The organism is Wenyingzhuangia heitensis (genome assembly GCF_011762155.1).
Classification (GTDB): domain Bacteria; phylum Bacteroidota; class Bacteroidia; order Flavobacteriales; family Flavobacteriaceae; genus Wenyingzhuangia; species Wenyingzhuangia heitensis.
Genome location: NZ_JAASQL010000005.1, coordinates 29117 through 40772, shown reverse-complemented (window position 1 = coordinate 40772; position 11656 = coordinate 29117). Strand labels below are relative to the sequence as shown.

Annotated in this window: 9 protein-coding genes; 4 read left to right on the top strand and 5 right to left on the bottom strand. The window is 30.7% G+C overall.

All coding sequences use genetic code 11. From position 1 onward, the window contains the following. Positions 1 to 109: 109 nt before the first annotated feature. Positions 110 to 1846 (bottom strand): signal peptide peptidase SppA, encoded by a 1737-nt coding sequence (gene sppA, locus FHR24_RS13430; protein ID WP_167189898.1) that lies wholly within the window; start codon positions 1844 to 1846, stop codon positions 110 to 112. A 59-nt stretch (positions 1847 to 1905) separates the two neighbouring features. Here sppA and folK point away from each other — a divergent pair, with 59 nt between their 5' ends. Beyond that, the gene (gene folK / locus FHR24_RS13425; protein ID WP_167189895.1) at positions 1906 to 2400 is read left to right on the top strand and encodes a 2-amino-4-hydroxy-6-hydroxymethyldihydropteridine diphosphokinase; all 495 of its coding nucleotides are present in this window, start codon (positions 1906 to 1908) and stop codon (positions 2398 to 2400) included. Between the two features lie 165 nt (positions 2401 to 2565). On the opposite strand, the gene FHR24_RS13420 is transcribed toward folK, so the two are convergent. Together FHR24_RS13420 and ahcY are read right to left on the bottom strand one after the other, a co-directional pair. Further along, the gene (locus FHR24_RS13420; protein WP_167189877.1) at positions 2566 to 2814 is read right to left on the bottom strand and encodes a hypothetical protein; all 249 of its coding nucleotides are present in this window, start codon (positions 2812 to 2814) and stop codon (positions 2566 to 2568) included. 194 nt (positions 2815 to 3008) lie between these two features. Beyond that, complete coding sequence (ahcY, locus tag FHR24_RS13415) at positions 3009 to 4322, bottom strand: adenosylhomocysteinase (protein ID WP_167189873.1); 1314 nt, start codon at positions 4320 to 4322, stop codon at positions 3009 to 3011. Between the two features lie 55 nt (positions 4323 to 4377). Between ahcY and FHR24_RS13410 the strand changes: the two genes are divergently transcribed. The 3 genes from FHR24_RS13410 to FHR24_RS13400 are packed head-to-tail and all read left to right on the top strand — an operon-like array spanning position 4378 to position 7197. Next, positions 4378 to 5001: a 4'-phosphopantetheinyl transferase family protein gene (locus tag FHR24_RS13410; protein ID WP_167189870.1), complete on the top strand. Its 624-nt coding sequence runs from the start codon at positions 4378 to 4380 to the stop codon at positions 4999 to 5001. Beyond that, entirely contained in the window at positions 4988 to 5695 is a 708-nt protein-coding gene (locus FHR24_RS13405) for a phosphoglycerol geranylgeranyltransferase (protein ID WP_167189866.1), read from the top strand. The genes FHR24_RS13410 and FHR24_RS13405 overlap by 14 nt, the downstream gene beginning before the upstream one ends. An 8-nt stretch (positions 5696 to 5703) precedes the next feature. Continuing rightward, a complete protein-coding gene (locus FHR24_RS13400) occupies positions 5704 to 7197 on the top strand; it encodes a DUF4301 family protein (RefSeq protein ID WP_167189863.1) in 1494 nt (497 codons plus the stop codon). A gap of 76 nt (positions 7198 to 7273) precedes the next feature. On the opposite strand, the gene FHR24_RS13395 is transcribed toward FHR24_RS13400, so the two are convergent. Both FHR24_RS13395 and FHR24_RS13390 read right to left on the bottom strand, forming a co-directional pair. Continuing rightward, complete coding sequence (locus tag FHR24_RS13395) at positions 7274 to 9550, bottom strand: beta-galactosidase (RefSeq protein WP_167189860.1); 2277 nt, start codon at positions 9548 to 9550, stop codon at positions 7274 to 7276. Positions 9551 to 9553: 3 nt separating this feature from the next. After that, a complete protein-coding gene (locus FHR24_RS13390) occupies positions 9554 to 11620 on the bottom strand; it encodes a DUF5696 domain-containing protein (protein WP_167189856.1) in 2067 nt (688 codons plus the stop codon). Positions 11621 to 11656: the final 36 nt, after the last annotated feature.

Below are 11656 nucleotides of genomic sequence, written 5' to 3'. Positions count from 1 at the left end.
CAACTCCACATACACACTCTTTATACTGTTTAGCAGAGTCACTAAGATAATTAAAATGATTTTTTAAACGCTAAACTCTCTAAAAATCAGCCTATTATTTAACTAATAGTTATTCTACATTTATTTCAAAAGGAATTCTTGCTTGCGCTCCCTTTATTTCTAGTACTTTTTTAACAGCGATTACTTTATCCAATCCTGTATTTGTTAAAACAGCATCTATATTTGTTGTAGATTTTAAAAATGTTCCTAAACTAAACAACTCTTTAAAATCTAATTCATACTCTGGATATTCTTTTAAAGAATACTCTTTTACATTTACTTTATTTGCGGCATAAGCAATTGCACTATCCAGACCACCTAACTCATCTATCAAACCTATTTCTAAAGCTTTTAACCCTGTCCAAACTCTACCTTGTGCAATTTCATCAACCTGATTTTTAGTCATATTTCTACCTTTGGAAACTCTATCTAAAAACTCATCGTAAATATGCTCAATACTGTTTTTTACTACCTTTTTAAAACGCATATCTAATGGCTGTACAACACTGTAATGTGCTCCGTTGTTGTGCGTGCTTACAACCTGTGCATTGATTCCAATTTTTTTAGCCAATTGAGCTGCATTAGGCAACATACCAAAAACTCCTATAGATCCTGTAATAGTAGTAGGTTCTGCAAAAATTCTGTCTGCACCCGCAGCAATATAATAGCCACCAGATGCTGCCAAATTCCCCATAGACACAATTACAGGTTTCTTTTCTTTTGCTTTTTCTACAGCTCTCCATATTAAATCTGATGCCAAAGCACTTCCTCCTGGAGAATTAATTCTAAAAACTATTGCTTTTACATTTTTATTATCTGCAGCTTTATTTAATGCTTTTATCATTTTTTTCTGACCAATAACAGTAAGCTCTCCTTCTCCATAAATTATTTCTCCTTGCGCATATACAACTGCAATTTGATCTCCTTTGGCAGCTAAACTTAATAGAGATTGATTGGTTATATAATTTGTAATAGAAATCTTTTTTAGCTTATCATTTCCTAATCTTTTCTTTAATTTATCTTGATAAGTGTCTTTATATACAACCCCATCAATTAAGTTGTTTTCTAGAGCTGCTTTTGAAGATTCTCCATAATAATTCATCACGGCTTGTTCTACATTGATCTTTCTAGAAGTAAAAATTGATTTGTGAATCTCGGTCCATAATCCTTGTATCAACTCACTGATCTGTTTTTCGTTAGAATCACTCATTTCATCAGCTATAAAAGGTTCTACAGCACTTTTGTATTTACCATGCCTAATAACTTCCATTTTTACTCCATATTTTTCTTGAAACGATTTGTAAAAAAGAACCTCTGAATGTAACCCTTTTAATTCAACATACCCTAAGGGAGACATAAAAACAGAATCGGCAATAGAGTTTACATAGTAATCTTTTTGAGAATAGACATCGTTATAAGCATATACAAACTTTCCTTTACTTTTAAATGTTTTTAACATTTTTCTTAATGCGGTAGCTTGTGCCCACCCCATAGTAGCTGGTAAATTTGTAATGCTAATTCCGTTAATATTTTTATCATAAGTGGCACCTTCTATTGCTTTGCAAACATTATTAAAACCTACTGTTTTTTCTTCAAAACCCAAAACCTCAGAAACAGGATCTATACCATTTGGAGCAAAATCATTCATTTCTCCAGATAAATCTATTTCTAAAACGGTGTTTGGCTTAACCTCTTCTACAATATCATCAGAAATAGCTACAACAAACCCTATTCCTACTAATACAAAAACAACAATAACTAACCATATGGCTACCATAGAAGATAGCACACTTTTTATAAAATTCATTCTTCAATTTTTTATTTAAACAAATATAAGTGATTTCTTTGCGCAATAGACACTTGCTAATGAACACTGCTCTTTTATCTTTAGGTACTAATTTAGGAAACAAATTAGAAAATTTAAACCTTGCCATTCAACAAATTTCTGAACTAGGAAAGGTGAATCAAATTTCTTCTGTTTACCAAACTCCTCCTTGGGGTTTTAAAAGTGATGATTTTTATAATATTGCAATTAATTTACAAACAGAACTAGATGCAGAATCTCTTATCAATAAGCTTCTTTATATAGAAACAAAATTGGGAAGAACCCGAAACAATGCTACCAAAGGTTACCAAGCCAGACCTTTAGATATTGATATTATTTTTTACAATACAGATATTATCAATACTAAAACATTAACAGTACCCCACCCAAGAATGCAAGACCGCAATTTTGTATTGATTCCTATTATTGAAATAATATCTAATTTTGAACATCCTGTTTTGCAAAAAAAATTAGAGATTTTGCTTGATGAATGCAATGACAATAGCATGATTACCAAAACAAAACATCAGTTATAAAAGCTTTCAACTCTGCTCAAACTTTTTTTAACATATACTATTTTCTAAAACAACAAGAATATTAAATACTACTTTTGTTAAAAAACTACTTTTCGATACTTTTCTCGTTCCTCTAAAAAACTCGAAATAACATTTCACTCTGTAAGTTCTAGTGTAATAGACTATCTAGAACAAAAATTGGTTTCCAAATCCAGAATACCGATTTACGACAAAGAACATTTCTGGAAATGAATTCACCTCTACTAATTCATAGTTTTTCTGAAATTTTTCATAAATAGAAACACTACATTTTATAAAAATTTCACTTTGATTATTATGCTTAATTCCTAAATCATCTTTTTCTATAGTATCCCCTAATGAAATAATATACGTTCTAAAGAAATTCCAATCTGATTTTACTTTATATGCTTTCATTCTTGTGTTATTTAAAATATTTAGTTCAATAATAAATCAAAAAGAAACACACTTTTTCAAACTCATTTAACGCATAAATAAAATAGACTATTTTAAAAGTGTTCCTTAGGTCGTCAAGCGGAGTCGAGATGCAAAAATTTACCACAAAAAAAGCCTCACAATTTGTGAGGCTTTTTTTCTAAGAAATCATATTCCTAGTATCTGTAATATTCTGGTTTAAAAGGTCCTTCAACCGTAACTCCAATATATTTTGCTTGATCTTCAGATAAAGTATCTAGTTCTACACCAATTTTTGCTAAGTGTAAACGAGCTACTTTTTCGTCTAAATGCTTTGGTAATGTATACACATCATTTCCATAAGCACCTGCATTGTTCCACAGTTCTAACTGAGCCAATACTTGGTTTGTAAAAGAGTTAGACATTACAAAACTTGGGTGACCTGTAGCACATCCTAAGTTTACCAAACGTCCTTCTGCCAATACTAAAAATTCTTTCCCATCAATTGTATATTGATCCACCTGAGGTTTGATCTCTACTTTAGATTCTCCGTAGTTTTTATTTAACCAAGCCATGTCAATTTCATTGTCAAAATGACCAATGTTACAAACAATAGCTTTGTCTTTTAAAGCTTTAAAGTGACGACCTACAATAATATCTTTATTTCCTGTTGTTGTAATTACAATATCTGCACGCTTAATTGCATCGTCCATTTTCTTTACTTCAAACCCATCCATTGCTGCTTGTAACGCACAAATAGGATCAATTTCTGTTACAATAACTCTTGCTCCAGCTCCTTGTAAAGAGGCAGCAGAACCTTTACCTACATCTCCGTAACCAGCAACTACAGCAACTTTACCAGCCATCATTACATCGGTAGCTCTACGAATTGCATCTACTGCAGATTCTTTACATCCGTATTTGTTATCAAATTTAGATTTTGTTACAGAATCGTTTACATTAATAGCTGGCATTGGTAATGTACCTGCTTTCACACGCTCTACTAAACGGTGAACTCCAGTAGTTGTTTCTTCTGACAAACCTTTAATTCCGGCTACTAATTCCGGATATTTATCTAAAACCATATTGGTTAAATCACCACCATCATCTAAAATTAAATTTAAAGGCTTTTTATCTTCACCAAAGAAAATAGTTTGTTCTATACACCATTCAAACTCTTCTTCATTTAAACCTTTCCAAGCATAAACAGGAACTCCAGCAGCAGCAATTGCAGCAGCAGCTTGATCTTGTGTAGAAAAAATATTACAAGATGACCAAGTAACCTCAGCACCTAAATCTACCAATGTTTCAATTAAAACAGCTGTTTGAATTGTCATGTGTAAACATCCTGCAATTCTAGCACCTGCTAAAGGTTTTTTACCTTTGTACTCTTCACGAATACTCATTAAACCTGGCATTTCAGCTTCTGCTAAGTGAATTTCTTTTCTACCCCAATCTGCTAATGAGATATCCTTTACTTTATAAGGAACGTATGTTGTTTCTAAACTCATATTACTATATTTGTTGCTTTTAGACCACAAATTTACAAAATCCTTACTATAATAAATGCCTTTATTTAAAACAATCGAGATTGCCCCAAACACCTGTGTTTTTGTTTGGAAAATAACGGAGACCATCGATGTTTTAAGAGATGTTCACTTATCTAAAAACAGTTTAAATAGATTAAATTTGATGAAATCAACTTCTCATCAAAAGGGATTTTTGAGTATACGTCATTTATTAAAGCAAATTCAACAAAATGATGATGATTTATATTACAACGAATTTGGAAAACCAATTTTAAAAAACGGCAAACATATTTCTATTACTCACTCTTATGATTTTTCTGCTATAGTAATTTCAGACATTTCTATTGGGATTGATATTGAGAAGAATAGAGATAAAATTACCATTATCAAACATCGTTTTACAGATTTGGAACAACATCAACTTAACGATGAAGAATATATTAAAAAATTAACTTTTATTTGGGGAGCTAAAGAATCTATGTTTAAAATTCATCCTTGTGGAGGTATGAGTTTTAAAAATGATTTAATTATTGATAAATTTACTTCTACAAATGCCAAAGGTTTTATAAACACACCTGAAATGAAACAAGATTGTAACATCTACTTTCATCAACTAGAAAACTATTCATTAGCTATAGCTTTATCAAATGAACATTCTTAACATTTTAGAAACAGCAAAAAAGAAAGGTCAAAAATTAATTTCGGTCTTGATAGATCCTGATAAAACTTTGGTAGAGGAAGTTCCGAGTATCTGTTCCCGAATAAATAACGCTCCTATCGATTTTATTTTTTTAGGAGGAAGTACTGTTAATAAAGATAAAACTGAAATTATAGCCAAAGAAATACAAAAGCACACTAGTGTTTCTATTGTTCTTTTTCCAGGAGATTACACGCATTTAACCAACTATGCAAATGCTGTTTTGTTGTTAAATTTAATATCTGGAAACAATCCAGAATACTTAATCAATCAGCAAGTAAAAGCTATTCCTTTTTTACAAAAAAGTAATTTAGAAATTATCTCTACAGGCTATGTTTTAGTTGATGGAGAAACAACAACAAGTACTATTAAAGTTACTCAAACAACAGCTATACCTCAGCAAGACAAAGAAAAAATAACACATACTTGTGTAGCCGGACAATACATGGGACAACATGTTTTGTATTTAGAAGCTGGTAGTGGAGCCACCCAACCAGTAGGAAAAGATGTTGTTAACGCAGTATTTAATTCGGTAAATATCCCTATTATTGTAGGAGGAGGAATTAGATCCTTAAAAAAAATTACAGAAATACATATGGCAGGAGCAACACTAGTAGTTATTGGGACTGCCTTTGAAAAAAACAATATTTTTAAATAACAATTGTTATGAGGCTAGAAAGAAAACTAAAACAAGAAATTGACAAAAGAGGTATCTCTAACGAAAAATTAACAAGACAGTTAATCGCTTTTGTAAAAGGAACTCCAATTATTGAGTTAGATAGAATTGCTGGGATTAGTGATGGTATTATGACCATTAATAGTATTGAACGAAGTCAGTTTATGAATATTTATAACATTAAACAGCAAGATTTAGTGATTTATAAATTTACTCCAGCATCAGGATTAGCCTCTAGAATGTTTAAAGGACTTTGCGAGTTTTATCACTCCAAAATTAACAATGCAATGTCTCAATACTTTTTTAACAACCTACATAAATTTCCTTTTTACAAAGACATTATTATAGGATTTCATAAAGTCTATCCCAAAATTAAAAAACTAGATAGTTTGGCCAATAAAATGGCCTTTCTAAACTTTTTATTAAGTACAGATAATTTAAATTATCAAAATACTCCAAAAGGGCTGATTAAATTTCATCAATACGATATAGACAACAAAACAGCTTTAGAAGAACAAATTGATGAAAGCTTACATTACTGTATTAGTAAAGATCAAACAGTAAACATTCATTTTACCGTTAGCCCTAATTTTATTGATGCTTTTAAACAAGCTACAAAGGACTACATTGAAACTAATTACGATAACTCTAACATTACTTTTAACATTACATTCTCTATTCAAAAAGCAAATACAGACACCATTGCTGTAAACTACGACAACACACCTTTTAAGGATGAAAATGGGAATTATGTATTTAGAGCAGGTGGACACGGTGCTTTAATTGAAAACTTAAATGATTTAGATGCAGACCTTGTGTTTATTAAAAACATAGACAACGTTTCTCACCAAAACCACATGGAAGAAACTATTAAATACAAACAAATTCTTGCGGGTAAACTACTCTCTCTACAAGATCAAATTCACAATTACTTAAAACATTTAAAAGAAGATTCTGAAAATCTAAATCTTCAACAAATTCAGTTTTTCTTAATAGAGAATTTCTTTATCAATATACCAGAGCAAGAGTGCACCAAAGAAAACCTATACATTCTTTTAAACAGACCTATTAGAGTTTGCGGAATGATTAAAAACCAAGGTGATGCAGGTGGTGGTCCTTTTTGGGTAAAGAATAATGAGGGTGAAGCTACCTTACAAATTATAGAAGGAGCACAAATTGATAAAGAAAATAAAGAGCAATTAGAAATTTTTCATCAATCTACACACTTTAACCCTGTAGATATTGTTTGTGGTATTAAAGATTTTGAAGGAAATAAATTTGATTTAACTAAGTTTATAGATCATGATGCTGTTTTTGTAACCGATAAAAGCGTTAACGGAAAACCTGTAAAAGGATTAGAATTACCTGGTTTATGGAATGGTGGTATGGCAGAATGGTTAACTATTTTTGTAGAAGTTCCTATAGAAACTTTTAACCCTGTTAAAACGGTTACCGATTTATTATCGCCAATGCACCAAGCATAATTAGCTTATTTACAAATAACAAAAAAGCCTTTATTACACTAATAAAGGCTTTTTTGTTATTTGTGTTTTCAATTATTTAATTGCTTTGTACTTCTACAAAAAACACTTCATAAGGTGCTAGTACAGGACTAGAAGAAACTTTAACTCCCTTAATTAAATCTTTACATAAAATATTTTTTGGATTTTTCTTGTATCTTATTTTTAATTCAACATCTTCTCTTCCTAAATTAATTACAGACAACACATCATTTCCTTTTTTATTTTTAACAACTCTCCATGTACATTTTTTCTTTCCTACATTTCCTACTTCTGTTATAGTAAGATTAGGCAATTCTTTTTGTACTGTAAATAATGCTTTACTTTTTACCTGATCTAAGCTTGTTAATGTTACTAAAGTTCCTTTGCTTTCTTTTAAGATTTGTAAAGGCAAACCGTACTCATTCTTTTTTAAACTTACTGAATCTACAATTACTTTTCCTCCATTGTCTAAATACATTTGTAATGCATCCAATTCATCTTGAGTTACCTGAGCTGTTTTATATACCAAAATAACATCCCAATTTTTATTAGCCTGTTTGTTGATAATATTTTTAGTAGCAAAACCCAGAGGTAATCCTTCAAAATTTAAACTTTCATACAAATCAAAAATACCGTCCATGTAGGTTGATTCTTGATTTGCCGAAGTCTTAGAATAAAAAATTCTAATTGGTTTTCTTTGATGTTGCATTGCAGTAATCTCCTCACTAAACGTATTTAAATCTATGATTGTATTTTGCAATTCTTGTGTAACTCTTGGTTGTTGATTGTTAGAACCACCATACGCATTTGTCATTTTTCCACGTAAAGAACCATCTTCTCTTCTTGGCCAATACCAAGTTTGTACAGCATTAAGTCCTAAAGTATATGCTGCCCAGTAAACAGCTCTAGCATATTTAGGATTCATATACAAGTCTCTTGTACTACTTGTACTTAACAAATGACTTTCAGAATTAAAATTAATCTGATCTGGCTTTACCGATTTTAAAAAATCATACCCCATGTATAACTCTCTCCATCCAAACATATAATCCCCTTCCCAGTCTGCTGTTTCTCTTATATTATTATAATGAGCAGCTACATCATTCCCGTTAATATCACTCAACTCTGTTAAAGCTTCTAAATCTATACCAGTACAAGGATCATTATCCGTAAAGAAAGAAGGCATAATTTTTAAATGAGCTTTTGCTGTTGGGTCGTTTTTACGTAACTCTTGTTTTAAATACGTAAACCAATCTGTTACTCTATCTTCGTTAAACGTAGTCCAATCGTACCATTTTGAAGTCCCCATTAAGGAGATATCAATGGGTATTTCAATACTTACATCTTCAAAATCCGAAAAATTAGTTTTCCATAATTTATTTAAAGCTGTTATATTTTTATGTTTGTTTTTTAACCACGTTTTAAATTTAGCTTTTGTATAATGGGAAACACCTCCTGTATACCAAACTTTTTTATTTTGATTTTTATAAGTAATCCAACGTGGTTCATTAGCTAACATATATCCTAATTGGGTATAATTTTTGTCAACCATATAAGGCACCGTTTTTTCTAATAATTCTGACATCATTTTTCTAGCTCCGGGATTATCAATATCATAGTGAGTAAAAGGTTGTCCACCATAAGTTAAAAAATCGTCTCCATATTCTTTTAATGTCCATTTACTAGGTGGAGTATGCGCTATAAAAACAAACCCAGCAGTTCCTTTATCTTTGTTTTTTATTTGATTTATTGTAGCTGGATTTACAACTCCTGATGCTTTTAATTGCGTTGGAGCAATATAAACACCATCTAGTTCTCCAAAAAATTTATTTAATTCTTTAACTTCAGGCTTCCAAGTATAATCTGATAAAAAAACAGGTTTTCCTTTATAGGTTAATTCATTTTTATCATGCTTAATTTTTGACCAATTTATTTCTTGATAAGGTTTTCGAAAAATTTCTTTTTCACTTAAAGCAGTTGCTGTTTTTATCGCATTATCTAACATCAAAGCAACATCCTTTCTTTCAAAATCTGGCAAGTCTTTCGCCATTTGTTCTGCTTTATTTTTATAGACTCTTACCTTCTTAAAGTTATCAGTATTTAAGGCTATGTGTTTTTCATCCCAATTTGCATAACCTAAAAAAGTTTTTGCCAAAAAAATCGTCATTCTTTCTTTATAAGAATCTATATTTTCTTTATCTAATTCTTTTACAAGGTTTTCTAACTCCTTTATTTTTAACCCTACCTGTTTTTCAGTAGTCTGAGAACTAACAACATTAGTTATTATTAAAAACAGTGAAACTATTCTTTTTATATTTTTGAATTTTATCTTCATTTTTTATTTGTCTAGGGTAATTCCTATGTTAAAATGTCCTTTTTTAATTTTTCCATTTTCCATTTTTACGTAATAACCAAAACCAGGAATTGTAATTCCGCCTTTTGTAGTTTGAGCAACAGGACCAACATTTACAGTTACTTCTGTTCCGTTAGAAAACTTAGTTTTCTGTATCTTAAAATCAATACTTAAAAACTCATGACTTGTTAATTCTGCATAAAAAGTTTCTTTATGAATTGGACTTACTAATGAATTTGCCATTTTTATCATGTCTTTCATCCCATCAAATTCATAAGGAGAAAAGAATATTGTAGTTCCTCTTCCAAACAAAATACTTCTTAATGCTTTAATTCTAAAGTCTCCTGTTCCAGAAACTTCATTGTCTGGATTTTGAATTTTACCAAAAAGAGCAATCGCATCGTGGTACACCATATTAAACAATGGTACTTTTTTAGAGATTGAAGAAAGTGAACCCGATTCTATATAAGCCATTCCTTCAAACATATCAAAATATGGAATCCATTTTTCAGCACCGTGCTCTGTACCATTTACTACATTTAAACTTGCCAAGTATTTTGCCAAAGCCAAACGTCCCTCGTTTCCATTTTCTGGATAGGTTGCAAAGGTAATATCTGTAATATCAGCCTCTAATCCTAATGTTTCTATTTCTTGCTCTAAATGTTTTTGTGCCAAACCTAACTGATATTTAGGCTGTACCCTAGCCCATCGGTTTCCTACTTTTTTTATTTTCCCATCAGCCCTTTTTTCCATCATATCTGTAGAAAAATCCGGATCGTTTTCTAACAAAGGAGAATAAGCATGGTAAGACGAATATAGGTACCCATATTTTTTAGCCAAATCTACCGCTTCTTTTAATTTTTTCTCACCTCCTAAAGCCTCACTAATAGGCCAACAATTAGGAGGGAAATTTGAAAACACTCCCCAAGCATGAATAAATGCATTTTCAACTCCTAACTCATCATGTGTCGTTTTAATCATTTCTTTTAACTCATCAAAAGTAAAAGCCATTCCAGGCATATTTACATAATGAGGATATCCTCCATAAATTCCCATATAAATTGCTCCGGGTAGTTTATTTACATTTGGATCTTTTTTTTCTTTTTCTTTTAGCGACACAAAGTAGCCTCTTTCTTTGGCTTCTTTTCTATAAATTTTGGTCATATCCTTATAATCTCCATTGGGAATAAAATGATATACGATTTCTCTTTTTTCTTTCTTTTTATTTAATTTCCATACAGGATCCAAATACACAACTCTTTTATAAGGTGTCATTTCACCTAAGGCATCAAACAAATATTGACCGTTATTATTGATATTATAAAACATTTCTGCTCTAGAATCGGAATTTAAAATTCCAACAACAGCAGATTTCTCATTGTAAGTTCCCCACCAAGGCATAGACAATCCAAAACCGTTGGTATATAAAGGTATTTTTCCTATTGATTTTTTACTATATGTTTGATCATCCCAAGCACAAAAACGACCTCCGTTCATAGGAAATATATACGATGGACAAATAACTCCTTGCTCCTGTGGTATTACAGCAGCTCCTTTATCAACATCTGTTTCTAAACTAAATTGTCTAGACGGATAACGAAGTGAAATTAGTTTTGAATCTCCTGCAACTACGTCTAAAACTTCTACACTTAATTGAGACGTTTTTATATTTAATGTTAATAAAGTTTTAACAACAACTCCGTTAGCTACTGTACCATTTTTAAAAACAGGTTTCAAAAACTGAATACCAATAGTATTAGAACTCAATTTAGAAACTTCTACTTTTTTACTTTCTGATAAATTAACTGTTTGATGTCTTCCTTTTTCATCCGTTAGCGTTAATAAACCTGCTGCATTTTCCCACGGATCTGAATTCCATAACTGTTCTGTTTTTTTTTCTAAAACAGTAAAACATCCACTTTTTGCATTTACAGAAACTTTAATATTATTTGTTTCTATAAAAACTAAATTTGTAGTGTTTTTTCCTTTTTGCCCCGCATTGCAATTGGTTAAAAACACAATACACAAAAACAATACAACTATATTTCTCATATTTCTATTTTATTAAATTTTATTCAACAAGAAAAA

Coding starts and splice junctions, on each gene's coding strand:
- sppA (WP_167189898.1), bottom strand. CDS start 1,846: ATGAATTTTATAAAAAGTGTGCTATCTTCTATGGTAGCCATATGGTTA.
- folK (WP_167189895.1), top strand. CDS start 1,906: ATGAACACTGCTCTTTTATCTTTAGGTACTAATTTAGGAAACAAATTA.
- FHR24_RS13420 (WP_167189877.1), bottom strand. CDS start 2,814: ATGAAAGCATATAAAGTAAAATCAGATTGGAATTTCTTTAGAACGTAT.
- ahcY (WP_167189873.1), bottom strand. CDS start 4,322: ATGAGTTTAGAAACAACATACGTTCCTTATAAAGTAAAGGATATCTCA.
- FHR24_RS13410 (WP_167189870.1), top strand. CDS start 4,378: ATGCCTTTATTTAAAACAATCGAGATTGCCCCAAACACCTGTGTTTTT.
- FHR24_RS13405 (WP_167189866.1), top strand. CDS start 4,988: ATGAACATTCTTAACATTTTAGAAACAGCAAAAAAGAAAGGTCAAAAA.
- FHR24_RS13400 (WP_167189863.1), top strand. CDS start 5,704: ATGAGGCTAGAAAGAAAACTAAAACAAGAAATTGACAAAAGAGGTATC.
- FHR24_RS13395 (WP_167189860.1), bottom strand. CDS start 9,550: ATGAAGATAAAATTCAAAAATATAAAAAGAATAGTTTCACTGTTTTTA.
- FHR24_RS13390 (WP_167189856.1), bottom strand. CDS start 11,620: ATGAGAAATATAGTTGTATTGTTTTTGTGTATTGTGTTTTTAACCAAT.